The sequence below is a fragment of the Murinocardiopsis flavida genome (assembly GCF_003014485.1).
In the GTDB taxonomy this organism is placed as follows: Bacteria; Actinomycetota; Actinomycetes; order Streptosporangiales; family Streptosporangiaceae; genus Murinocardiopsis; species Murinocardiopsis flavida.
Genome location: NZ_PYGA01000008.1, coordinates 82,228 through 107,044, shown reverse-complemented (window position 1 = coordinate 107,044; position 24,817 = coordinate 82,228). Strand labels below are relative to the sequence as shown.

Genomic DNA, 24,817 nt, shown 5'->3' with positions numbered 1-24,817 from the left:
GGCACGTCGCGGGGCGGCGCGGCCCCGTTCAGGACTCCTCGGGGACTCCGGTGATCAGGGCCTCCAGGCCCTCGGCGTCGGGCAGGTCCACCGGGCGGACCGTGAGATCGGCGCGGACGTAGTGGAACGCCGCGCCGACCTCGGCCAGCGGGACCCCGGCGAGGTGCGCCCACGCGATGCGGTAGGCGGCGAGCTGCACGGCGACCGCGCGGCGCTCGCGCGGGGTGCCGGGCGGGTGGCCGGTCTTCCAGTCGACGACGTCGTAGCGCTCGCGGCCGCTTTCGGGGTCGGCGCCGCGGAACACGGCGTCCATGCGGCCCCGGACGAGGCGGTCGCCGATGATGGTCTCGAACGCGACCTCCACGGCGAGCGGAACGCGGTCGGCCCACTCGCTCGCCTCGAAGCGCGCACGCAGCTCATCGAAGTCGTCGTCGCCGCCCGCGGTGTCGTCGGCCGCGCCGGGCAGCTCATCGGGGTCGAGCAGGCTCTCCTGGCCGAAGCGCCGCTCCAGCCACGTGTGGAACGCCGTGCCCCTGCGGGTGTGCGGCGCGGGCGGGCGCGGCATGGGGCGGCGGATCTGGCGGGCCAACGCGTCGGGGTCGCGCGCGAGGGACACCAGTGACGACACCGACAAGTGGGCGGGCAGCTCCACGGCGATGGGCCCGCCGTCGGTGTCGGCGCGGTCCGGCGAATCGGCGGCGAGCAGCAGCTCGGTGTCGCGCCCCCACCCGTCGAGGCGCCGTTGCAGGGACGGGCGGACGGTGCTGCGATCGAGCGCCTGGAGCCACCGCGCGCCGCCGCCCGCACGCGCCTCCTCGACCAGGCGCGCCCCCGCGACGACACGGGCGTGGCGCTGCGCGGCGTCGCCCTCGTACTCGTCGGACCGCTGCGGCCACGGGACCGGATCGGCCTCGGCGAGCTGCGGGTTGACGGCCCCCTCGGCGGGGGGTTCCGCCCATTGCGCCACGCGGCCCGCGCCGTTCTCGCACGCCTCCCGGACCTCCTCCAGGAACACCGAGGGCCCGCGGTGGCCGGCCGCGCCGCGGCCCCACCAGTGCCCGGTGCACAGCAGCGCGAACGACGCGCGGGTGACGGCGACGTAGGCCAGGCGGCGCTCCTCCAGGACGTGCCGCTCCTTCTCGGCCTCCTTGAAGCGGTCCAGGGCCGCCTTGTCGAGGTCCTCGATGCGGGGCAGGCCAGCGGAGTCGCCGCGCAGCGGGTACGGCAGCTTCTGCTCCTTGGCGGCCCACCCCCCGGCGTCGCGCGCCCGGGTGGGGAAGAGCGGGGACGTTTTCCCGCCGCTCAGCCCCGGCACCACGACCAGCGGCCATTGCAGGCCCTTGGCGGCGTGGACGGTCATGAGCTTCACGGTGTCGCGCGCGCCCACACGCTCGCCGGGTTCGAGGCCCTTCTCCGCGTCCTCGGCCGACCGCAGGAAGCCGAGGAAGGACCCGAGGCTGGGGTCGTCGCTGTTGCCGACGAAGCGCACCGCGGCGTCGGAGAACGCGTCGAGGTCGGCGCGGGCCGCCATAGGGTCGCCGCCGGGACGGGCGGCGGTCTCGATGTCGAGGCTGAGCGCGCGCTCGATCTCGCCGATGAGCTCGGGCAGCGGCTGCGGCGTGACGCGGCGCAGCGCGCGCAGCTCCGCCGCGAGCCGGGCCAGGCGCTCGTGACCGGTTTCGGAGTAGCGCTCGGGGTCGCCGAGGTCGTCGAGCGCGTCGACCAGGCTGCCGCTCTCGGCCGTGAGGTCGATCACGGTCTGCTGGAGCAGTTCCGGCCCGTCGGCGCCGGGGTCGGCCGCCGCGGGGGCGCCGCGGAGGTCGCGCCGGGTCTCCTTGGCGAGTTCGGCGGCGCGCTCGCCCAGCGCCACCAGGTCGCGCGGGCCGATGCGCCACCGGGGGCCGGTGAGGATCCGGGCGAGTTCGTTGCCCATGGCGGGGTCGTGCAGCACCCGCAGGACGGCGACGACGTCGCGGACCTCGGGCACGGTGAGCAGCCCGCCGAGGCCGACGACCTCGACGGGGATGTCGCGGCGTTCGAGCGCCTCGCGCAGCACCGTGAACTGCGACCGCTTGCGGCACAGGATCGCGACGTCGCCCGGTGTGACGGGCCGTCCGGGGTCCTCCCCTGCGGGCCAGGCGGCTCCGTCGGGCGCGAGGCCGGCCGGCTCGGTGAGGGCGGCGTCGACGGTCCGGGCGATCCAGTCGGCCTCCTCGGTCTCGGTGCCGAACAGGCCGCACGCGACGGTCCCCCTGCCCACACGGGCCGGGCCGGGGTACAGGACGGGGACGTAGTCGGCCTCCTCGCGCAGGCGCTCGGAGACCCGCTTGGCGACCTGGAGCACCCGCTCCCCGTTGCGGAAGCTGGTGGCCAGCCTGCGCACGGACGCCGGGCGGCCGGGCACGGCCGGGAAGTCGGTGGGGAAGCTGGTGAGGTTGCCGGCACTGGCGCCGCGCCAGCCGTAGATGGACTGGCAGGGGTCGCCCACGGCGGTGACCGGATGCCCGCCCGCGAACAGCGCGCGCAGCAGCGCGAGCTGCCCGAAGCTGGTGTCCTGGTACTCGTCGAGCAGGACCACCTGGAAGCGGCCGCGCTCGGTGAGCCCGACCTCGGGGTGCCGGATCGCGATGCGCGCCGCCAGCGCCACCTGGTCGCTGTAGTCCATGACCTCGCGCGCCGACTTGGCGGCGATGTAGCGCTCGACCAGCGGGAGGAGCTGCTCGCGTTTGCGCTGGGTCTGGATCATGGCCTTGGCGGGGGCCGTGGGCTTCTTCGGCAGCGCGGCGGCCCGCTCGTCGATCCACCGGCCGATCGCGCGCACGTCGTCGGGTGTGCGCAGGTGGTCGCCCAGTTCACCGGCGAGGTCGAGCATCCGCGCGGTGACAGCGGTGGGGCCGACCGTGACGGCGTCCATGGGGCCGTCGTAGCCGCCGACGATGCGCGCGGCCAACTGCCACGACTGGCCCTCGCTGATGAGCCGGGTCGACGGCTCCACGGCCTCGCGCAGCGCGTGGTCGCGCACCAGCCGGGCGGCGTAGGAGTTGTAGGTGGACACGGTGGGTTCGCCGTCGAGCAGCTCGGCGGGGACCTGCTCGGTGGCGCGCAGCTGGTCGAGGCGGTCGCGGACCCGCTCGGCGAGCTCCGACACCGCCTTGCGGGTGAACGTGAGCCCGAGCACGTTCTCGGGGCGGACATGGCCGTTCGCGACCAGCCACACCACCCGGCCGGCCATGGTCTCGCTCTTGCCGGAGCCCGCTCCGGCGACCACCACGCCGGGCTCGAGCGGCGCGGCGATGACCTCGGCCTGCTCGGGTGTGGGGTCGGGGCGGCCCAGCAGCCGGGCGATGGCGGCGGGGGTCAGCTCGCGCGCTCCGTCGGCGACGCTCACCGCGCCGCCCGCTGCGCGGGAGATGTCACGTGCGCTTCCCTTCGTCGTGTGCCGGGCAGCTCGACCGCACCGGGCAGGAGTCGCAGTTGGGGTTCACCGTTGCGGCGAACCGCGACCCGGACATGCCGTCGGCGACGTCGCGCACCAGGGTCTCCGACCAGCCGGGATCGGGGTCGTCGCCGAGCGGGCGCTGCGCCTGGACCCGGGCCGACGCGGTGTAGCCGCCCTTGCCGACCTGGACGAGTTCGGCGCCGCCGGGGTGGTCGAGGCCGAACTTGGCGAAGGCCGAGCGGAGCACCGCCAACTGGTACACGCCCAGTTGAGGGTAGCGGGCGAGCTCGGTGTCGCCGGGACGGGTCCCCCCGGTCTTGATGTCGACCACGACGGCGCGGCCCTCGGCGTCGCGTTCGAGCCGGTCGACCCGGCCGGTGATCTCGATACCGCCGATGTCGACCTTGAAGCCCTCCTCGGTGACGACCAGCTCGCGGGGGTCGGACGTGTGCCAGGCGAGCAGCTTGTCGACCATGGCGTCGGCGCGCTCGCGCTCCTTCCCGGCGAACCACGGGCCGCCGAAGTCGAGATCGGCCCAGATGCGGTCCATGCGGCGGTGGATGTCGTCGAGCCCGGCGCCCTCGGCGACCAGCACCGCGATGGCGTGGACGATGGACCCCAGCGCCGAGGACATGTCGGCGCCCGAGGCGCCGGCGGCGTTCTCCAGCAGCCAGCGCAGCCGGCACACGGTGAAGCTGCCCACCTGCGACGGCGAAACCCGGATGGTGCCGCCTTCGTCGATCAGGGGGCGGTCGTCGGAGAGTTCGGTCAGCGCGTGCCACTCGGCGGGGTCGGCGCCGCGCACACCGGCGTCGGCGAGGCGGGCGAGGTGCGCCGCTGCGGCCCGGCGCAACTGCTCGGCCGCCGAGGTGTCGGTGACGACCGACCGGAGGTCGGCCACCAACGCGGGGAGAGTCAGCCACCGGCGCCCCGTGGCGACCCGCTCGGGTTCGCCGAGGCCCAGCTCCGCCAGGAACCGGGACGGCCGCTCCTCGGCGTCGTCGCCCGCCACCGCGGTGACGACCAGCGAGCGGCGGGCGCGCGTGACGGCGACGTAGAACAGCCGCCGCTCCTCGTCCAGCAGCCGGGAGGCGACCGCCGCACCGGAGTTCTCCGCGAACCCGGCCACGGTGTCGACCAACTGCTCGACGCCCAGCAGCGAACCGCGCAGCCGCAGGTCGGGCCAGCCGCCCTCCTGGACGCCCGCCACGACCGTGAGGTCCCATTCGAGGCCCTTGGAGCGGTGCGCGGTGAGGATGCGCACGGCATCGCCCTCAGGCGTGTGCTCGGCCAGGGTGTCGGCCGGGATCTCCTGGGCTTCGAGGTCGTCCAGGAACCCCTCGGGCGCCCCCGGGGGCAGCCGGTCGCAGTAGCGCGCCGCGCTCTCGAACAGCGCCACGGCGGAGTCGAGGTCGCGGTCTGCCGCCGCGCCCCGGCGCCCGCCCGCCTGGCTGGCCCGCAGCAGGCGCTCGGCGAGCGCGCTGTCGTTCCACACCGCCCACAGGACGTCCTCGGCGGAGGCGCCCGCGGCGGTGCGGTCGCGGACGAGCCGCAGGAACCCGGCGACGCGGTCGGCGGGGGCGCGCACAGCGGGGTCGACCATGGTGAGTTCGCGGGGGTCGCGCAGCGCCTCGGCGAGCAGCGCCGCCGCCGGGCGGGTCCCCGCTCCCCGGGTGTCGAGTTCGAGCTGGCGCAGCGCACGGCCCAGGCGGCGCAGGCCGATGCTGTCGGCCCCGCCGAACGGGCTGATGAGCAACTGATGCGCCGCGGATTCGTCGAGGGTCTCGGGGCGCAGCGCGCAGCGGATCAGCAGCAGCAGCGGGCGCACCAGCGGCTCGGCGGCGAGGGGGAGTTCGTCGCCGCCCACCGCCGTGGGCACCCCCGCCGCGGCCAGCGCCCGGCGCAGCACCGGGATCTGCCGGGCCGCCGAGCGCACCAGCACCGCCATGCGCGACCACGGGACGCCGTCGATGAGGTGCGCGCGGCGCAGGGTGTCGGCCACCACCGCCGCCTCCTGCGCGGGGCTCTCGGCGACGAGCACGCGGGCCTCGCCGTCGGCGGAACCCGCAGCGGGATCGAGCAGCCGGTGCGCGTTGACGCGGCCGCCGGCCGGGCTGGGCGAGGCGGGCAGCCGCGCGGCGACGCTGCGCGAGGCCGCCAGGAGCGCGGCCCCGCTGCGCCGGCACACCCGCAGCGCGACGACGGGCGCCGACTCGCCCGTAGCCGCGGGGAACCGCCGGGGGAAATCGAGGATGCCGCGGACGTCGGCACCGCGGAAGCCGTAGATGGACTGGTCGGGGTCGCCGACGGCGATGAGCTCCCTGCCGCCGCCCGCGAGCTCGCGCAGCAGCTCCTCCTGCGCGGGGTCGGTGTCCTGGTACTCGTCGACGAACACCACTTCGCGCGCCGCGCGCTCCCGCTCGCGGATCTCGGGGTCGGTGAGCAGGTTCGCCGCGATGCGCACCAGCTCGGCGTAGTTCAGCGTGGGGGTCGGCGCGATGTCGAAGCGGCCGGTGTAGCGGTCGAGGAACCCGGCGGCGGCCGACCAGTCGCCGCTGTCCCGCTCGGCGCCCAGCCGCCGCAGCGCATCGGAGTCGAGGCCGCGTTCCTGGGCGCGCATGAGGAAGTCGCGCAGCTCCTCGGCGAACCCGCGGGTCGCGAGCGCGGGGCGGAGCTTCTCGGGCCACAGCTCCGCGCCGTCCTCGACCTCCCACGACAGCAGCTCGCGGACCTCCATGAGCTGCTCGGGCCCCGAAAGCAGCCGGGGTGCGCGGTCGCCCAACCGGGTGAGCTCGCGCCGGATCAGGGCGTAGGCGTAGGAGTGGAAGGTCAGCGCCAGCGGCTCGCGGGTGGTGCGGCGCAGCCGCGCGGTGATGCGCTCGCGGAGCTCCTGCGCCGCCTTGCGGCTGAAGGTCAGGACGAGCACCCGCGACGGGTCGACCCCGCGGTTCTCGATGCGGTCGACCACCGACTCGACAATGGTGGTGGTCTTGCCCGTACCCGGCCCGGCGAGGACCAGCAGCGGGCCGCCCTTGTGGGCGACCACGCGCTGCTGGTACTCGTCGAGCCGCGGCGGTGGCACGACATCGTGCACACGCCGCACAAGACGATACGGGGAGGGGCTCACCCCTCCAAGTTCACCAGACGCTCACGACAAACGCGCCGAACATGAGCAGACACGCCCATCCGCCGACACCGTGCGCCCCACCCGCCGCCGTGCCCCCACCACCGCCGCAGGGCCGCGCACCGGTACCCGGTACCCGGTGACATCGGCGGGTCCCACTGCCGCAGCGCCGCTCACCACCCGGCGGCGTCGGCGGGTCCCACTGCCGCAGCACCGCTCACCGATACCCGGTGGCATCGGCGGGGCCGTCCTTGCGCTCGACCTCGACAATGTAGCGCCAGGCGTCCGGGCGGCTGCCGTCGAGGTCGGTGAACCCGTACACCTTGGCGAGCCCGCCGCTGGACACCGAACCGCCCGACCAGCGTGCCCGATCGGGATCCGCCGCCAGCGCCGCGACCGCCCTGCCGACGAACCGCGGCGTCTCCGAGATGCAGAAGTGCGGCTGCGCGGCGACGGCGTCGCGCCAGTTCTCCTCGGCGACGCCGAACAGGTCCAGCATCTCCTCCGACCGCAGCCACCCCGGTGTGATCGCCACCGCCGCGCAGCCGTGCGGGCGCAGCTCCTCGGCGAGGCCGTACGCCATCCGGTTCGCCGCGACCTTGGACAGGTCGTAGAACATCGACTCCCGGTAGAAGGCGTCGTTGTACTCCGTCGTCCCGTCGCCGACCTCGACGACCAGCCCACCCGCGCGGATCACCAGCGGCACCAGGTGGTGGGAGGTGATGAGGTGGGTCTCCACGGCGAGCCGCAGCGACCGCAGCCCCTCGTCCAACGGGTGCTCCCAGATGGGGGTGTTGAACTCGGGACTGCCGCCCGAGATGTCGTTCACCAGGACGTCGAGCCGCCCCTGCTCGGCGTCGACGCGCGCCGCCAGCGCGGCGACCTCCTCGGGCACGAGGTGGTCGACCTGGACCGGGATCCCGGTCCCGCCCAGCGCCGTGACCAGTTCAGCGGTCTCCTCGATGGTCTCCGGGCGGCCAATCTCGGACCGCTGCTCCCGGGTCGACCGGCCGGTGCAGTAGACCGTGGCCCCCGCAGCGCCCAACTCCGCGGCGATACCGCGCCCCGCCCCCCGCGTCGCCCCCGCGACCAGCGCAATCGTCCCCGCCAACGGTGTCTCGCCCATACCCGTCCCCTTGTGTCGCCCTGTAGTCGTGCCCCGATCGTAGAAAGCGAACCTGACACCTCCTGTCAGGTAGACGGAGACACGCCCGACCTCACCCCGCCGCCGCGGCCCTCGCTGCGCGACAAGAGACGGCCCGGGGACGGGGCGTCCCAGGACGAGGGCACCCGGAAGCCGAGGTGTCCGGGGACGAACGCGCCCCAGGATGAGGAGTCCCATGATGAGGGCGTCCGAGGGCGAGAGCGTCCTTGCCTCAGGGGACGGTGCCCAGGTCCACTGTGAGGAAGGACACTCTCGGCACCCACCCTCTGCGCCAGGCCCAGACCGAAAGCCCCGCCTCCCGAAAACAACGGGATTGCGCACCGCTCACGCTTCGCGCGGAGCGGCAGCCTGCGATGTTGCGAGGGGCTGAAGGGGGGACGTGGCCCTGGCGTCATCTGCGCTGAGGAGCCGACGGCGCTATCGCCGCGCTTCGCCGTCCAGCGGGCACCGCGGCACCATCGCCGCGCTTCGCCGTCCAGCGGGCACTGCGGCACTATCGGTGCGCTTCGCCCGTCCAGCGGGCGCGGCGCATGTCGACGCGGTCGGCGCCGGGGCGCATGGGGGTGGCCTCAGCCGCGTACTGCTCCCGCGCCCGGACCTCATGCCCGGGTGGCGGCGTGCCGTCGGAGCGGATGACCCGCCACCACGGGACCCCGCCGCCCCACCGCGACATTACGGCGCCCACCTGGCGCGGTCCGCCCTCGCCGACGTACTCGGCGATGTCGCCGTAGGACATCACCCGGCCCGGTGGAATCGCCTCGGCGATGTCGAGGACCCGCTCGGCGTAGTCGTCGGGGTGCGCGTCGGGTCGTGCCATGACCGCAGAATAGCGGCCCTGGGGCAGGGGCCCGCTCGGGGCGGCGGGCCGGATCAGGCGCTCCGCGAGGAGCAACGGACCGGGTCAGTCGCTCCGCTCAATGACGACCCGGCGCATGGGCTCCGCTCAGTGGGACGTCCAGGGTCGGGCGCTCCGCTCGGTGCAGCGGGCCGGTCAGGCGCTCCGCGAGGAGCGGCGGGCCGGTCAGGCGCTCCGCGAGGAGCGGCGGGCCGGGTCAGGCGTTCTGTTTGGAGCGGTAGGCGAGGACCCTGCGGTACTCCCGGTAGCTGAGCGGCAGGCACAGCAGGCTCAGCAGCCCTGCGACGGCGCCGGCGGCCCACGCCGTCCACGCCGCGGCGGCCTGGTCGGCGAAGCCGGCGTAGGTCGGGGTCAGGACGAGGAGCACGGCGAGGAGCAGAACGCACACCTCGGCCGCCACCAGCCCGGGACGGGTGATCGCCATGCACGCCGCGAGGACGATGCCCATGCCCAGCATCAGCATGGCCGCCATTCCCGGCCCGATCATGCCGTGCCACGCCCACCCGACCGCGGGTGCCACACCCGCCGCCATGATCACCCAGTCCGCCCATCGACCCTGCATAATGACGCCTCCCGATCCGATCCCCACGATCACCCGGGGTAACAGGGTCTACCCCGAACGGCGGCCACCCATGTTCGGCCTCTGCGCGGGATCCGCGCAGCAGAACGGGCCGCCGCGGAGGATCCGCGGCGGCCCGTTCACGCGCGCTCGGGTCGGCGGCCGGGCGGACCGGCACGCCGATGCCCCGATCGGCGGGGCAGCAGGCGAACCCACGCGCCCGAACCCCGGTCGGCGGGTCAGTAGGCGGGCAGGCTGGGGTCGATCTGGTTGACCCATGCGAGCACGCCGCCGCCCACGTGGACCGAGTTGCCGAAACCGGCGCCCTTGAGTGCGGCGAGCGCCTCGGCCGAACGGCCGCCCGACTTGCAGTGCAGCACGATCTTCTTGTCCTGCGGCAGCTTGGCGAACGCCTCGCCGTTCAGGAACTCGCCCTTGGGGATGAGCACGGCGCCGGGGATGCTGACGATCTCGTACTCGTTCTTCTCCCGGACGTCGACGAGCTGGAAGTCCTCGCCGTTGTCGATCATCCGCTTGAGCTCGCGGGCGGTGATGGTGGACCCCGCCGCGGCCTCCTCGGCCTCCTCCGACACCACGCCGCAGAACGCCTCGTAGTCGATGAGCTCGGTGATGGGCTCACCCTCGGGGTCCTTGCGGACCTTGACCGTGCGCCAGGTCATCTCCAGGGCGTCGTAGATCATCAGCCGGCCGACGAGGGTCTCGCCGATGCCGGTGATGAGCTTGATGGCCTCGTTCACCATCACGGAGCCGATCGCGGCGCACAGGACGCCCAGCACGCCGCCTTCGGCGCAGGACGGCACCATGCCCGCGGGCGGGGGCTCGGGGTAGAGGTCGCGGTAGTTCGGGCCGTACTCGTTCCAGAACACGCTGACCTGGCCGTCGAAGCGGTAGATCGAGCCCCACACGTACGGCTTGTCGAGCAGCACCGCGGCGTCGTTCACCAGGTAGCGCGTCGCGAAGTTGTCGGTGCCGTCGAGGATGAGGTCGTACCCGGCGAAGATCTCCAGCGCGTTGTCGGTGTCGAGCTGCTCCTTGTGCAGGACCACCGTGACGAACGGGTTGATCTCCTCGACGCTCTCGCGTGCGGACTCGGCCTTGAGCTTGCCGACGTCGCTCTGGCCGTGGATGACCTGGCGCTGGAGGTTGGACTCGTCGACGACGTCGAAGTCGATGACGCCGAGGGTCCCGACCCCGGCGGCGGCAAGGTACAGCAGCGCGGGCGAACCGAGCCCGCCCGCCCCGACAACCAGCACCTTGGCGTTCTTCAGGCGCTTCTGGCCGTCCATGCCGACATCGGGAATGATCAGGTGGCGGGAGTATCGGCGCACCTCGTCAACGGTCAGCTCGTCGGCCGGCTCGACCAGCGGCGGCAAGGACACAGCAACTCCTAAAAGGGCATTCACGGGCGTCGCGTCCGCGTGGACGTGCGCGTGCCGCGGGCGCGACGAGCTTTCACTCATACCCAACCTAGAGGGTGGGGTATCGCATTCCCGAGCCGGGACCGTGCTCTCACCATCCGAGACGGCCGCCGCGCCGTCCCAGCTCAGGTGGTGCCGCGCCGTTCAGGTGATGCGGTGCACCGCGCCGGGTTCGAGTCGCGCGGCGTCGCGCAGGAACGGGCGGATCCGTTCCGCCAGCACGTCCGGGCGTTCCATCATCGCCACGTGGCCCGCCTTGGACAGCAGGACCAGGTGCCCTTTGCTGAAGGTCCGGGCGGCGCGCACCGCCATGCGCGGGTGGATGAACTTGTCGTGGCGCGCGTAGACGAGCATCGCGGGGCACCGCACCTCGGCGGCCTGCCGCCACAGGCCCCGCGGCCCCCGCCGCAGGTACTCCGCCACGAGCGAGCGGAGCGTCTTGAGGGTCGCCACGTTGGCGTAGGAGAGCGCCTCCCGCGCCTGTTCGGCCCGCAGCGCCTCGCGCACGCGCCGCATGGGCACGGCGGCCGGGTCGAAGTAGGTGGCGTCGAAGGTGCCCTGGACGCGGACCTCCGGCGGGCGGCTCTGCATGCGGGCGAACACCGCCGGGCCGATGACCGGGACCAGCGCACTCGTCATCTGGTACGGCACGAGCCGCGGGTACAGGTCGGGCAGCGCGGGCGACACCAGCACGAGGGTCCGCACCAGCTCGGGGTGCTCGGCGGCGATCCGGACGGCGAGCGAGCCGCCCATGGAGTTGCCGACCAGGTTCACCGGCCGCCCGCCCCTGCTGATCAGGTCGACGACGCATTCGGCCTGGGCGTCGAGGCGGTAGTCGCCGTCGGCGGGGGCCGGCGACTCGCCGAACCCGGGCAGGTCGACCGCCGCGCCGGGGAACTCCTCGCCCAGGAGTCCCATGAGCTCGGTCCAGTTGGTCGAGGAGCCGGCCAGCCCGTGCAGGTAGACGTTGCGACCGTGCGGGGCGGCGCGGCCGCCCGCGTGGTCGCTGGTGCGGACGAAGACGTCGCGCTCCGCGAGGCGCATCAGCTCCCCCGGCCACGCCCCGGTTTCGGGTTCCCCCTGCGGCGGTTCCGCCGCCTGCTCCCGCGGCTCCTCCGCCTGGTCGTCGACGGACTCCGGCATCGCCACCCCCCTTGATGACACCGCTCCGGCCTCCGACCTTAATCCGGCGCCGGGTAAAGATTCCATCGTCGGCATGGTCATCGGACGACCGGCTCGCACGAATAACGGCCCCGGCAGCGGGCAGGAGGCCGGTGCCGCCGCCCGCGCAGCAGCCGCACCCTGGGCCGCGGCACCCGACGACCCACGGAGCGCGACGTGACCGCAGATCAGGACCCGCAGAGCGCCGGAGGTGCCGAGGAGCACACCCCCGGGTCAGCGGACTCGCTGGAGGCCCCCGAGGCCGACACCGCAGAGCAGCGCATCGACGTCGACGAGGACACCGAGGAGTGGGACAGCGGAGTGCTCGACCGCTTCGACGTCCCCGAAGCCGACGCCGTCGAACAGCGCCGCGGGGTCGGCGGCGATGCGGACGAGTACCGCTAGCAGGCCATGGGGAGGCGCCGAACCTACGTCCGAGTAGGATGGGTCCCGCGCGCCCGTCGAGCGAGTGCCCGACGCCCCCTCGGCCAGCGGGTCGGCGTGCCTGCCGGACGGCGCGATCCGCTGCGCCGTCCCAAAGTGTCGAAAGGGTTCGGGTGTGACAGTGCCTTCAGACGCCCGCCCGCGAGGAACCCGGCTGCCCCGGCTCGCGCGGCGGCGTCAACTGCTGGCTGCGGCCCAAGAGGTGTTCGTCGCCCAGGGCTACCACGCGGCCGCCATGGACGAGATCGCCGAGCGCGCCGGGGTCAGCAAACCAGTCCTGTACCAGCACTTCCCCGGCAAGCTCGAACTGTACCTGGCGCTGCTGGAGCAGCATTCCGAGGCGCTCATCGCCAAGCAGCGCGAGGCGCTGGAGTCGACCGACGACAACCGCCAGCGCGTCGCGGCCTGCTTCCAGGCGTACTTCGACTTCGTCGCCGGCGAGGGCGAGGCGTTCCGGCTGGTCTTCGAGTCGGACCTCCGCAACGTCCCGGCCGTCCGCGAGAAGACCGAGCACACCCTCCAGCAGTGCGCGGAGTTCATCGGCGAGGTGATCCGCCAGGACACCAGCATCTCCGACGAAGAGGCGCACCTGTTGAGCATCGGCCTGGTGGGCATGGCCGAGACCAGCGCGCGCTACTGGCTGGGCACCTACGAGACCATCCCCAAAGAGGCCGCCGAGGAGCTCATCGCGCGGCTCGCGTGGCGCGGCATCAGCGGCTGGGACCTCACCCGCGGCTAGGGCGCGTCCCGAGAACCGTTCCGGACCCGAAAGCCCATGCAGGACCACCCCAGGCGTGCGACCGCGTCCTGGCCCGCGCTGACTCGGCACGGGCCGGTGCGCTGCACGGATGCCCAAGCCGGGGTAATGCCCGCGCAAATAATCACTTTGCGTAGCCCGTGGTGACTCTCTGATGATTGACCGCATTTTCTCCGGGTAAGCGGCGGGATGACGAGGAATTCCTCGTGATTCGCCATGCGGCGGAGTACGCGGGACATCATCGGGGGAGGGTCCGTTATGGACATAGGCCAGGGTCTGACGAGCGCGTGGGGCGCCATCGCCTCATTCGTGCCGAAACTGGTTGGGTTCCTGCTCATTCTGGTCATCGGCTGGCTCATCGCCAAGTTCATTGGCCGGATGGTCGGCAAGGCACTGGGGAAGGTCGGCCTCGATCGCGCATTGGACCGCGGGGGCGTCGGCCAGTACCTGCACCGGAGCCGGTTCAGCGCCAGTGAGTTGACCGGGAAGGTCGTGTACTACGTCGGCCTGCTGATCGTGCTGCAACTCTCCTTCAGCGTGTTCGGAGCCAACAACCCGATCACGCAGTTGCTGAACTCCGTTGTCGCGTGGATCCCGCAGGCCATCGTCGCGATCGTCATCGTCGTCGTCGCCGCGATGATCGCCAAGGCGGTGCGCGACATCGTCTCCAGCGCACTCGGCGGGCTGAGCTACGGCCGACTGCTCGCCAACGTGGCCGGGGTGTTCATCCTGGCGCTCGGTGCGATCGCCGCACTGAACCAGATCGGGGTGGCCACCACGGTGACCCAGCCCGTGCTCATCGCCGTGCTCGCCACGGTCGGCGGCATCCTGGTCGTCGGTGTCGGCGGCGGCCTCATCCAGCCCATGCAGCAGCGCTGGGCCGGGTGGCTCGACGTCGCCGAACGCGAGACCGGGCGGCTGCGCAACGACGACAGCTACCAGCGCGGGCGGGGCGACGCCATGGCGCAGCCCGCCACCCCGAACGAGGGGGCGACGCCCACGCAGCCCAGCGCCTCGCACGCCCAGCACACCGCGGCGGGCGACCCGCTGAGCGATCCCCGGCACTCCGGCAACCGGTAGCCGGAAGAGAGGCGACACACCAAGGGCGGGGCCGTAACGGCCTCGCCCTTCATTCGTCGACCGGGTCCCCCGGCGCCTACAGCAGCTCGTCGTCGGCGACCTCCTCGCGCGACAGCCGCTCGATCCGCCGCACCATGAGCGTGACGCCGACGGCGATCATCACCACGGCGGCGCCCAAGACGATGAGGTTCCCCCACGCCGCCACGGCGGCCACGATCGCGATGACGATCTGAACCGTGAGGAGTATGAAATCGAAGCGCTCCACCTGGATCAGCACGCCGATCGGTGGTCGAGCCGCCCCATGCCGGCCGCTTCCCATGCGCTTTTCCTTTCTCGCGGCACTGGCGTGCGCACGTCATCGATCGCGGGGCGGTCCAGGGTGCGGTCCGAAAACGGCTCCGCCCCGGGTGGAGAACGACTCCCGCGCACGCCGGGTCCTCCGCGAGTGGTGCGGATGCTGATGGCACGACCTCGGCGCTGACCTGCGGTCGGTTACCCGCCGGATCCCGCTGGTCACTACTTAGCGTACGCCTTGCGAACGGAACTGCGCGTTCACTTGACCAATCGCTGTATTCAGGCTGATCCGCAACCCGAGCGGAACTAATTTAGCTCACAAAACCACTTTCCCTTGCCATGCGGCCGATGGCGAGCAAGCGGATCGTCTCCCAATCGAACTCGACGGAGTCGGAAGCCCACCCGCGCTCGCGGCACCCGTCGAGGAATCCGTGCAGGTAGTGGGTGAGACTGCGGCGGGACAGCGCGATCCCGTCGCGCTCGATGGACTCGCGCACCGCCGCGGCGTGCTGATCGAGTTCGGCGGTCAACCGCGGCTCGGCGGCCGCGGTGTACAGGCCGAACGCGCCGAAATCGCGCCAGAGCCTGGACAGGGGGCATTCAACGGGCAAGCCACGGCGCATGGAGGTGAACCTCGAAAAACACGGGAACAATGGGAACCGGTCGACGCTCGCCGGGGGCGCAGGGACGTGGCGCATAGCAAGCGGACCTCCAGCATTGTATATCGACTTGTAATAAAGCAGGTCAACCGCGCGCCAACCGGCACATCCCGCCCGCGCCCGCGGAACCCGGCTCCCCCGCCCTCAGGAACTGAGCCCCATGGCTTCGAGCCGCGCCGTGTGCGCGTCGGTGAGGCGCCCGAACACCTTGCTGACCGCCGCGAGGTCCGCGCCGGTGGAATCGGCCTCAGCGCCCTCGGTGATCAGCAGCGTCGCGAGTTCCGGCCGCTGCGCCGCGACCGACTGCGCCTGGTTGAGCGCCTCCCCCACGAGCCGGCGGGCCCACAGCGACAGCCGCCCCGCGAGCTTGGGGTCGTCGGTGACGGCGGCCCGCACCCGCCCCGCGACGAACTCCGCGCGGCCGTCCTCGCTGAGCACACCGGCGACCAGCTCGCGGGTGCGGGGATCGGCCAACTCGGCGACCTGGCGGTAGAAGTCGGCGGCCAAGCCGTCGCCCACATAGGCCTTGACCAGGCTCTCCAGCCAACTCGCGGGTTTGGTCCGCGCGTGCCAGGCGTCGAGCGCGCCCACGAACGGGCGCATGGCCTCCTCGGGGTCGACCCCCGACTCGACCAGGCGCTCGCGCAGCCGCTGGTAATGGCTGTACTCGACCGCGGCGAGACCGGCCAGCTCGCCCTTGTCGGAAAGGCTGGGCGCGAGCTCGGCGTCGTCGGCGAGGCGGAAGAACGCGACGAGCTCCGCATAGGCCAGCAGGCCGAGAAGGTCGGCCACCGCACCGGCGAAAGCGGGATCACCTGCGGGGGAATCGGCGTGGGGGGCGTCTGTCATAGGGAGAAGACTAGGGGAGCGCGCCCGATCCGCCCACTGCGCACCCTGCCGCGGGGACGTGCAGGCGGCGGGACTATTCGGCCGCATCGCGGCGTTGTATCCGGCGGCGCGGAGTTCGCGCGCATTGTCCAAGCTGTGGTAGTGGTCGGCCCCCGGTCGGCGACCCCGCAGGATAGACTCTGACCGGTGACCGGCGAAGTGCCGGTCCCCTGTGCGGAGTCCCCTGCGCATCGGCCTGCCTTCGGAGCGGAACCCGGTGGTGCGAACGGCGCGAGCCGTCGGCCCCATCGTGCGGAACCACCCGGCGGCAGACCGCCCCGTCGGGGCCACGCGTGGACGCTCAGGCCGCAGCGGAGACACCATCCGGCGCGCAGAGCGCCCGCCGGTGTGCCCCTAAAGGACCGCGACCACCCGCGACGGTGGCCAGGACCGACCGCACCGCGTCACCCGACAACCGAGCGGACGGCCGGGGCCCGAACCATGGGCCACGTGACCGACCAGCCGAGCACGGTACGGAGACCGCGCCGCAGATCCGAGCGGGATCCCCCGCCCGCACCTGCGCGCCGCGCCCGTACCGCCGCCGATACGGTCCGCCGCCCATGGCGAGCCCGTCCGCGAAGACGACCACCGGCCGCCGGCCCCCACCGGGCATGCGGCCAGCCCAGATGGAGGCATGAGCCCTGAGTAACCCAGAGACCACCCCAGACCATCGACGGACCTTCCGCGACCTCGGCGTCGGCGCCGACATCGCCGACGCCCTGGAGGCGGAAGGCATCGTCGAACCGTTCCCGATCCAGTCACTCGCGCTGCCCCTCGCCCTGAACGGCAGCGACATCATCGGCCAGGCGCGCACCGGCACCGGCAAGACCTTCGCGTTCGGCCTGCCCCTGCTCCAGCGGGTCCAGCAGAACCCCGCCGAGCCGAAGCATCCGCGGGCCCTGGTGGTGGTCCCAACGCGCGAACTGGCAATACAGGTCGCGGCCGACCTCACCACCGCCGGCAAGCGCACCGGCGCGCGCATCCTCACCGTTTACGGGGGGCGCGCGTACGAGCCGCAGATCACCGGCCTGAAGAACGGCATCGACATCGTCGTGGGCACCCCCGGGCGGCTGCTGGACCTGGAGAAGCAGGGTCACCTGCGACTCTCCCAGGTGACCGCTGTGGTGCTCGACGAAGCCGACAAGATGCTCGACCTCGGGTTCATGCCCGACATCGAGCGCATCATGGCCAAGATCCCGACCTCGCGCCAGACCATGCTGTTCTCGGCCACCATGCCCAGCGAGATCGTGGCGCTGTCGCGCAACTACCTGCACCGGCCGACCCACGTCCGGGCCGGTGACGACGACGATCCCGGCCAGATCGCCACCGACCGCATCGAGCAGCACGCGTTCCGCACCCACTCGATGGACAAGCAGGAGATGCTGGCCCGGCTCCTCCAAGCCGACGGCCGCGGGCTGAGCATGATCTTCTGCCAGACCAAGCGGGTCTGCGACCAGGTCGCGACCGCGCTGAAAGGCCGGGGGTTCGCCGCGGCGGCCGTCCACGGCGACCTGGGGCAGAGCCAGCGCGAACGCGCCCTGCGGGCGTTCCGCAACGGCAAGATCGACGTTCTCGTGGCGACCGACGTCGCCGCGCGCGGACTCGACGTCGACGACGTCACCCACGTCGTCAACTACGAGTGCCCCGACGACGAGAAGAGCTACACGCACCGCATCGGCCGCACCGGCCGCGCCGGGCGCGCCGGTACCGCCGTGACGTTCATCGACTGGCGCGAGATGGCGCGGTGGCGGCTCATCAACACCGCACTGGACCTGTCGATCCCCGAACCGGCCGAGACCTACTCGACGTCGCCGCACTTCTTCGAGGCGCTGCGCATCCCCGAAGGCACCAAGGGGACGCTCGCCAAGGAGCGACGCGACCGCGCCGGGCTCGAGGCCGAAGAGGTCGAGGACATCGGCGAGACCGGGCGCGGCGCGCGCGAACGCGAGCGCGACGAGAAGCCCGCCGGCGGCCGCTCCCGCAACCGCCGCAGGTCCCGCGGGCAGGGCCCCGCCCGGCAGGCGAAGGAGGACACCAGCGCCCCGGCGCCGGAGCCGGCCTCGGCATCCGGAGCCGACGACGCCCCGGCGAAGCCCGCCCGCCGCAGGCGCCGCCGCACCCGCAGCGGAGTCGACGCTCCGGAGAACCGGGACTGACCGTCCTGTGCAGCCACCGGCTCGCACGCCGAGCCCACTGAAACCGGCGCCCCGCTCAGCGGGGCGGCGGAGCCGCGCCCGGGTCCGCAATGGGCCCGGGGCCCGGACACCGACCGCCACCGGGCCGCAGCGCCACCGGGGGCACTGGGGGCACTGGGGGCACCGCCGCGTATCCAATAGGGTGATCCGTCGTGAGTACCCCTCGGTTCCTTGACCTGCCACCCGGCGTCCGGCACGTGGAGATCGCCACACCCACCGGCACGATCGCAGCCCTAGAGGCCGTACCCACCGCAGGCGGCTGCGAGCGGCAGCCCGCTGTGCTGGTCCCCGGGCTGACCGGCAGCAAAGAGGACTTCATCGCGCTGTTGCAGACCCTGGCCCAGGCGGGCCGGCGGGTGCACGCGCTCGACCTCCCCGGCCAGTACCAGTCGCCGGGCAGCGACGACCCCGACTCCTACACCTGCGCCTCACTCGGCCGCGCCGTCGCCGCACTGGTGGCGACCCTCGGCGACGACCCCGTCCATCTGCTCGGGCACTCCTTCGGCGGCCTGGTCACCCGCGAGACCGTTCTCGCGGCCGAGACCCCTCTGCTGTCCTACACGCTCATGAGCTCCGGCCCCGGCGCCATCACCGGCGAACGCGCCGGCTACGCGCAACGGCTCATGGCGGTCCTCCGCCCTTCCCCCACGCGCGCCGCGCTGGAGGAGATGTGGGACACCTACCTCATGGAGTCCGCGCGCAGCACCGGGCTCCCCGCGGAACTCGTCGGATTCCTGCGGAACCGGATGGTCGCGAACCACCCGCTGGGGCTGGTGCGCATGGCCGAGGAGATCACCACGGCGCCCGACCGCACCGCCGAACTGGCGGCGCTCCCACTGCCGACGCTCGTGCTCTACGGCGAGAACGACGACGCCTGGCCCACGGACGTCCAGGCCGACATGGCCGCACGCCTGGCGGCCGAACGCGTCGTCGTCCCCGGGGCCGCCCACTCGCCCAACGTCGAGGCCCCCGAGACCACGGCCAGCGCCCTCACCCTGTTCTGGAACAACGCGGAGCACCGGGCGGCCTCGGCGGCCTGAGCCGGGGCGCCGCGCGGCGCCCCGGGGCCCCGCTCAGTCCATGCTGAGCCACGTGTCGAAGTTCTTCGCCTCGGCGCCGACCGTCGTCTCCCGCTCGCTGTCGGGCAGGATCCTGGTCTCGGGCGGCAGCGACAGCAGGACCTCGCCGATCGAGGCGAGCTGGGTGGTGTAGTCGATGTAGTCGCCGCCCACCGTGCCCATCCGCCCCGCGAGGAGGGTGTCGCCGCTGACGACGATCCCCTTCTCGGAGACGTAGTAGGCCACCGACCCCACCGAGGTGCCCGGCGTCGCCAGGATGTCGACCTCCAGGTCGCCCACCGTCAGCGAACCGCCGCCCTCGATCTCCATGTCGGGGTTGTGCTCCACACCGTGCACCTTGCGCCAGGCGCGCAGCTCCCGCCGGTGGAGTGCGATGGGCGCCTCGGTCTCCGCCGCGATCTCCACCGCGGCCTGGATGTGCGTGTTGTAGCCGTTGGTGCAGGCGATGAGGTGGACCTCGCGGTCGCCGACCGCTTCGAGGACGGCCTCGGCGTCGTGCGCCGGGTCGATGACGATGACGCCGTCCTTGTCGGCCTCGATGATCCAGGTGTTGCTGACGACCTCGTACTCTTCGTCCTCGAACTTCAGCACCCCCGCGGTGCGCACGCACTGGACGCCCTCGGCGTCGACCTTGGTCGTGCCGGGCTCGACGGGTCCGGCGGGTTCGGCGGGTTCGTCATCGGACTCGGCCGCCGCGGCGTCGTCCTCGTCCTCGTCGTCCTGCTCCGCGTCCGCGTCCTCGGCCTCAGCGTCGTCGTCGACCTTCGTGGCGTCGGACTTCTTGGCGTCAGCCTTCTTGGCGTCGCCCTTCTTGGCGTCGCCCTTCTTGGCGTCGGCCTTCGTGACGTCGGCCTTCTTGGCGTCGGCGTCCTGCTCCGAGTCCGCGTCCTCTTCGTCCTGCTCCGCAGCGGCACCCTTGGCGTCGGCCATTTCTGCGTCGGTGCCCTTGGCCTCAGCGTCATTGGCGGCGGCCGCTTCGACGTCAGTGTCCTCGACGTCGGCGGCCTTGGCACCGTCCTTGGCCTCAGTGTCCTCGGCGCCGGTGTCCTTGGCGTCGGCGTCGGCGTCCTGCTCCGCGTCAGCGTCCTTGGCCTCGGCGTCCTTGACGTCCGCGGCCGGCTCCGCCGCTGCCGCGGTGTCCTTCGCCGCGTTGTCGGAGTCGGAATCGGCAGCGCTCTCCGCCAGATCGTCCGTCTTGGGGTCGTCGACCGCCGTCGCCGAGGCGTCCGCGCCGCCGTCCCCGGCGCCCTTCTTCTTGCCCTTCCGATTCCAGAACACGGTGCCGACCCTTCGATTTACGTCCGGTTTCTCGAACTGTGCGGGCCCATTGTCCCGGCTCCGCGGCGCGGATGTGCAATCCGAGGTGCCGCACGAGGCTGCCGCATACCCGTTAAGCGGCCGGTAAGCGCGTATCCGCGCACATCAGACCAAGTCCGGACGGCCGCGGTTCCGCCGCTGATCGGGCCCGCCGGCGGTCAGGCTCCGACCACGGGGGCCGTGCCGGTCGCCGGGGCGATCAGCGCCTCGAACGCCTCGGGTGCGGTGGTCTCGCAGCCCAGCCGGTGCCCCGAAAGGTCGCCGTGGTCGTCGCTGGATCCCGTGACCACCAGCCCGAGGTCCCCTGCGATACCACGCCAGTAGACACGCTCGGCGTCGTCGTGCGCCGGATGGTCGGCCTCGATGCCGCCGAGCCCGGCCTGTGCCATGGCCTCTGCCGTCTCCGGTGAGACGGCGCCGGTGTCGGTCCCCTCGCCGCGCGCCGGGTGGGCCAGGGCACACACCCCGCCCGCCGCGCGCACGAGCCCGACAGCCCGCACCGGGTCGAGCGCGTAGCGCTCGACGTAGGCGGGCCCGCCATGGCCGACCCACCGGTCGAACGCGTCCTGCACGTCCTCTGCCGCGCCCGCCTCCACGATCGCCCGGGCGATGTGCGGACGACCCACGACGTCGCCGCCGCCGATGTCGCCCGCGATCTCGGTGACCCGCTCCCACGTGACGCCGACCCCGGCGTCGTTCAACCGCTCCACCATGCCCTGCGCGCGGATGACGCGGTCGGCGCGCACACGCCGCAGTTCCGCGGCGAGCTCCGGGGACTCGGGGTCGAACAGGTACCCCAGCAGGTGCACGCTGCCGCCGTTGGACGCACACGACAGCTCCATGCCGGGCACCAGGGTGAACCCGCGCGGCACGGCGGCCGCCGCCGCAGCGATCCCCGCCATGGTGTCGTGGTCGGTGAGAGCGAGGACGTCGAGTCCGGCCGCAAGGGCGTACTCGATGACGGCGGCAGGTGCGTCGGTACCGTCGGACACGGAGCTGTGCGAGTGCAGGTCGATGCGCATCGCACGAGTCTAGAGCGCGTCTCGCGGATCGTTCCGGGCGCGGGTTGGGCCGCCGCCGCGGCGGCCCGCTACCCCTCCGGGGCCGGGCGCAGCGCCGCGTCGAGGAACGGCGACGGCGCGCCGAAGGGCGGTTCGAGCGCGACACCGCCGTCGTGCAGGTCGCGGAGGTCGCGCACGGCGGTGATCTCGCACATCAGGACGCCGCAGTCGGCGGGGCTGAGGACGAACCACAGCCAGTGGGCGAGGGCCTCGCCGACGTAGACCGCGCACTCCTTGCCGGCGTCGACGCTCCACAGGGCGATCTCGTGGCCCTCGTGGCGCACCTTGCCGTCGGGCGCGCTGTTGCCGAAGGTGGGGCCGGGATCGGGGCCGGGGAGCCCGGCGAGCCGCGCCCCCAGCCCGATGCCGGGGTCCTCTGCCGTGATGACGAGCTCGCCGACACCGCCGAGCGGGGCGGGCCCCGAGAGCGCGACCGCCGCTCCGAGCGCCCCTGTGCGGTCGTCACCGGCGTCGGCGAAGCCGGTGACCACCCAGCCCGACGGCAGCGGCCACGGGATCCAGACGGGCACCTGGGCGATGCCGAGGAGGCGTTGCAGGCCCGCCTCGCCCGGCCTGCGCACGGCCTGAAGGGGTGCGACCGGCCCGTGCACGTCGCATTGCCACGCGCTGCTCCACAGGTCTGGTGCGTGGACTGCGCGCCCGCAACGAGGGCAAGTCGGCTCGGCTCTCATGACTGTTCGGAGTGGTACCCGCGCGATCTCACCGGAAAACGCCGCTTCGGATCCTGCGGTGTTGGGGGTAATGCCAGCTCAACCCGTGAGATCGAGGTTCGTGCGCGGCAGCGGGGCTCAGGCCGACGGCGCCGCGGGCGGCTCCGCGGGCTCGGTGCCCGGGACCGTGCGGCGCAGCCCCAGCCAGCGCGCGGCGAGCACGACGGCCCCGGTGTAGACCCCGACCTCGATGACGGTGCCGGCCAGGTTCGCCAGGTCGGCCGCCCCGGTACCGGCGTCGGCGAGGGTGCCGTGGTACGCCGACAGGCCCATGCCGAGTGCGTTGTGCAGGACGTGCAGCGCGATCGCGGCCTCGATGCCGCCGGTGTACCAGGTGAGCCAGGCGATGGCGAGGCCGAACACGGCGACGTCGGCCTTGCCGAGCATGTCGTAGTTGTGCAGCAGTGCGAACACCCCGCCGCTGACGAGGATCGCGAGGACCGGGCCGCGGAGGAATCGGTCGAGCGCGCGGCCGCCGCCGGCTTCGTCGGGGCCCGCACCGTAGGACCCGACCGCCTGCATCAGGAAACCGCGCAGCGCGATCTCCTCGCCCGCGGCCTGGAAGGGCATGAACAGCGCGATGACGACCACGGCGATCGCGAAGGTGCCGGCGCCCTCGAACGGCCCGAGGAACGGCTGACCGGGCGTCACCGCCTCGTTGAGCACGAAGTGGTACACCAGCGAGGCCGCGACGCCGCAGAGGGCCAGCCCCAGGCAGATCAGCAGCCAGCGGCCCCGCAACCGGCCCTCGACCGAGACGAGGCTGCCCATGCGCCGCCGCTGCACGAACCGGGCGGTGAGGAGCGCGGCGGGGATCATCATGGCGGTGAGGATCAGGGTGACCGCGAAGTCGGGCACCACCCACCCGAAGATGGCGGTGCCCTCGGGCGGCGACCCGGCGAGCAGCGCGACCAGCCCCGCGATGTTGACGACCAGGACCTGGAGCAGGAACACCAGTGCGACCAGGATCACCAGCGCGACCGGCGGGACCCACCACCGGTACCGGACCGTGCGCGCGATCCGGTGGTACGGCGTGCCCGGCGGGGCGTCGGCCACCCGGGCGGCGCTGGGGCGCGGCGCCGGAGGCGGCGGCCATGCCCATACGGGGGCCGTGCCCGCCTCGGCGCTGGGTGGCCACGCCCACGACGGTGCGGTCCGGGCCTCGGTGCGTTCGGAACCCCGGGGTTCGGAAGGCCACGATCCCGACGCAGGTGGCGAATTTCCCATCGTCTGCCGAGATTACTAGCCGCGGATGTAGCGACCGCGTTAAGGACGCGCCGTACAGGGCCTCAGGGCCCGCCGCGGGGACCGCCCCGGCGCGGGGCCGCCCGTGTCCGGCCGGGCGCGGCGACCATGAGGCCGCCGCTCTTTCGTACCATTGGGAGCATGGCCTCCACACCCACCACCGAGCAGGTGACCGCGGCGCTCGCCACGGTCCAGGACCCCGAGATCCACCGCCCCATCACCGAACTCGACATGGTCAAGAGCGTCGACATCGCCGACGACGGCACCGTGGCCGTCGGCATCTTCCTCACGGTGGCCGGATGCCCGATGAAGGGGCGCATCGAGAAGGACGTCACCACCGCGGTCTCCAAGGTCACCGGTGTCACCGGTGTCACGGTCGAGCTCGACGTCATGAGCGAGGAGCAGCGCAAGGCGCTCCAGACCAAGCTGCGCGGCGGGCAGGCCGATAAGGAGATCCCCTTCGCCAAGCCCAACTCGCTCACCCGCGTCTTCGCGGTCGCGTCCGGCAAGGGCGGTGTCGGCAAGTCCTCCATCACCGTCAACCTCGCCGCCGCCATGGCCGCCGAGGGCCACAAAGTGGGCGTGGTCGACGCCGACATCTACGGGCACTCCGTGCCGCGGATGCTGGGCGCCTCCGACCACCCCACCAAGGTCGAGGACATGATCCTGCCGCCGACCGCCCACGACATCAAGGTCATCTCGGTCGGCATGTTCACCCAGGGCAACCAGCCCGTGGTGTGGCGCGGCCCGATGCTGCACCGCGCGCTCCAGCAGTTCCTGTCCGACGTGTTCTGGGGCGACCTCGACGTCCTGCTCATGGACCTGCCGCCCGGCACGGGCGACATCGCCATCTCGGTCGCGCAGCTGCTGCCGAGCGCCGAGATCCTGGTGGTCACCACCCCGCAGCAGGCGGCGGCCGAGGTCGCCGAGCGCGCCGGCGCGATCTCCGCGCAGACCCACCAGCGGGTGGTCGGCGTCATCGAGAACATGTCCTACTACGACGCCCCCGGCGGCGAGCGCACCCGGCTGTTCGGCGAGGGCGGCGGCCGCCAGGTCGCCGACGGGCTCACCCGGTCGCTGGGAGCCGAGGTGCCGCTGCTCGGCCAGGTCCCGCTCGACATGGGGCTGCGCGAGGGCGGCGACTCCGGCAAGCCGTTCGTGCTCAGCGACCCCGACACCGAGGCGTCCAAGGTCCTCACGTCGATCGCCACCGGCCTGGTGGGCAAGCCGCGCGGGCTCTCGGGCATGCAGTTGGGCATCAGCCCGGCCGGGCGCTGACCCGGGCGCGACCGAACGGCGCGGGGCGGGTGCCGCGGCACCCGCC

20 protein-coding genes are annotated in these 24,817 nt (G+C 72.9%); 6 read left to right on the top strand and 14 right to left on the bottom strand.

The features are described 5' to 3' along the window. Nucleotides 1-28: 28 nt before the first annotated feature. The 7 genes from CLV63_RS13110 to CLV63_RS13080 form a co-directional block, all read right to left on the bottom strand. Nucleotides 29-3,388: an ATP-dependent DNA helicase gene (locus CLV63_RS13110; RefSeq protein ID WP_245928778.1), complete on the bottom strand. Its 3,360-nt coding sequence runs from the start codon at nt 3,386-3,388 to the stop codon at nt 29-31. Nucleotides 3,389-3,413: 25 nt separating this feature from the next. Then, a complete protein-coding gene (locus CLV63_RS13105; protein ID WP_211301285.1) occupies nt 3,414-6,542 on the bottom strand; it encodes an ATP-dependent helicase in 3,129 nt (1,042 codons plus the stop codon). Between the two features lie 238 nt (nt 6,543-6,780). Continuing rightward, complete coding sequence (locus CLV63_RS13100; protein WP_106583271.1) at nt 6,781-7,689, bottom strand: SDR family oxidoreductase; 909 nt, start codon at nt 7,687-7,689, stop codon at nt 6,781-6,783. A 532-nt stretch (nt 7,690-8,221) separates the two neighbouring features. Beyond that, complete coding sequence (locus CLV63_RS13095) at nt 8,222-8,545, bottom strand: MGMT family protein (protein WP_106583385.1); 324 nt, start codon at nt 8,543-8,545, stop codon at nt 8,222-8,224. A gap of 235 nt (nt 8,546-8,780) precedes the next feature. After that, nucleotides 8,781-9,146: a hypothetical protein gene (locus CLV63_RS13090; protein WP_146165560.1), complete on the bottom strand. Its 366-nt coding sequence runs from the start codon at nt 9,144-9,146 to the stop codon at nt 8,781-8,783. Nucleotides 9,147-9,382: 236 nt separating this feature from the next. Next, the gene (gene moeZ / locus CLV63_RS13085) at nt 9,383-10,543 is read right to left on the bottom strand and encodes an adenylyltransferase/sulfurtransferase MoeZ (protein ID WP_106583269.1); all 1,161 of its coding nucleotides are present in this window, start codon (nt 10,541-10,543) and stop codon (nt 9,383-9,385) included. Nucleotides 10,544-10,726: 183 nt separating this feature from the next. Then, nucleotides 10,727-11,725, bottom strand: coding sequence for an alpha/beta fold hydrolase (locus tag CLV63_RS13080; RefSeq protein ID WP_245928777.1), 999 nt, complete (start codon nt 11,723-11,725; stop codon nt 10,727-10,729). A gap of 195 nt (nt 11,726-11,920) precedes the next feature. Here CLV63_RS13080 and CLV63_RS13075 point away from each other — a divergent pair, with 195 nt between their 5' ends. From CLV63_RS13075 to CLV63_RS13065, 3 genes are all read left to right on the top strand, one after another. Beyond that, entirely contained in the window at nt 11,921-12,148 is a 228-nt protein-coding gene (locus CLV63_RS13075; RefSeq protein ID WP_106583268.1) for a hypothetical protein, read from the top strand. A gap of 154 nt (nt 12,149-12,302) precedes the next feature. Continuing rightward, complete coding sequence (locus CLV63_RS13070) at nt 12,303-12,926, top strand: TetR/AcrR family transcriptional regulator (protein ID WP_106583267.1); 624 nt, start codon at nt 12,303-12,305, stop codon at nt 12,924-12,926. Between the two features lie 276 nt (nt 12,927-13,202). After that, on the top strand, nt 13,203-14,024 hold the full coding sequence (locus CLV63_RS13065) for a mechanosensitive ion channel family protein (protein WP_106583266.1): 822 nt from the start codon (nt 13,203-13,205) through the stop codon (nt 14,022-14,024). A gap of 76 nt (nt 14,025-14,100) precedes the next feature. On the opposite strand, the gene CLV63_RS13060 is transcribed toward CLV63_RS13065, so the two are convergent. The 3 genes from CLV63_RS13060 to CLV63_RS13050 all read right to left on the bottom strand — a co-directional run bounded on the left by CLV63_RS13060 (nt 14,101) and on the right by CLV63_RS13050 (nt 15,826). Beyond that, complete coding sequence (locus CLV63_RS13060; protein WP_106583265.1) at nt 14,101-14,343, bottom strand: hypothetical protein; 243 nt, start codon at nt 14,341-14,343, stop codon at nt 14,101-14,103. Nucleotides 14,344-14,629: 286 nt separating this feature from the next. Beyond that, nucleotides 14,630-14,941, bottom strand: a complete 312-nt coding sequence (locus CLV63_RS13055; protein WP_106583383.1) for a DUF6401 family natural product biosynthesis protein — start codon at nt 14,939-14,941, stop codon at nt 14,630-14,632. A gap of 180 nt (nt 14,942-15,121) precedes the next feature. After that, entirely contained in the window at nt 15,122-15,826 is a 705-nt protein-coding gene (locus CLV63_RS13050; protein WP_106583264.1) for a ferritin-like fold-containing protein, read from the bottom strand. Between the two features lie 758 nt (nt 15,827-16,584). On the opposite strand from CLV63_RS13050, the gene CLV63_RS13045 reads away from it, so the two are divergent. Together CLV63_RS13045 and CLV63_RS13040 are read left to right on the top strand one after the other, a co-directional pair. Then, complete coding sequence (locus CLV63_RS13045; protein ID WP_245928794.1) at nt 16,585-18,021, top strand: DEAD/DEAH box helicase; 1,437 nt, start codon at nt 16,585-16,587, stop codon at nt 18,019-18,021. 191 nt (nt 18,022-18,212) lie between these two features. After that, on the top strand, nt 18,213-19,100 hold the full coding sequence (locus CLV63_RS13040; RefSeq protein WP_106583262.1) for an alpha/beta fold hydrolase: 888 nt from the start codon (nt 18,213-18,215) through the stop codon (nt 19,098-19,100). A 33-nt stretch (nt 19,101-19,133) separates the two neighbouring features. Here CLV63_RS13040 and CLV63_RS13035 read toward each other — a convergent pair whose 3' ends face one another. From CLV63_RS13035 to CLV63_RS13020, 4 genes are all read right to left on the bottom strand, one after another. Then, a complete protein-coding gene (locus CLV63_RS13035) occupies nt 19,134-20,417 on the bottom strand; it encodes an MBL fold metallo-hydrolase (RefSeq protein WP_106583261.1) in 1,284 nt (427 codons plus the stop codon). 197 nt (nt 20,418-20,614) lie between these two features. After that, nucleotides 20,615-21,478 (bottom strand): PHP domain-containing protein, encoded by an 864-nt coding sequence (locus CLV63_RS13030; RefSeq protein WP_106583260.1) that lies wholly within the window; start codon nt 21,476-21,478, stop codon nt 20,615-20,617. Between the two features lie 68 nt (nt 21,479-21,546). Next, a complete protein-coding gene (locus tag CLV63_RS13025) occupies nt 21,547-22,209 on the bottom strand; it encodes a DUF6758 family protein (RefSeq protein WP_106583259.1) in 663 nt (220 codons plus the stop codon). A 117-nt stretch (nt 22,210-22,326) separates the two neighbouring features. Next, entirely contained in the window at nt 22,327-23,304 is a 978-nt protein-coding gene (locus CLV63_RS13020; RefSeq protein WP_106583258.1) for a CPBP family intramembrane glutamic endopeptidase, read from the bottom strand. 330 nt (nt 23,305-23,634) lie between these two features. On the opposite strand from CLV63_RS13020, the gene CLV63_RS13015 reads away from it, so the two are divergent. Then, nucleotides 23,635-24,771, top strand: a complete 1,137-nt coding sequence (locus tag CLV63_RS13015; protein ID WP_106583257.1) for an Mrp/NBP35 family ATP-binding protein — start codon at nt 23,635-23,637, stop codon at nt 24,769-24,771. Nucleotides 24,772-24,817: the final 46 nt, after the last annotated feature.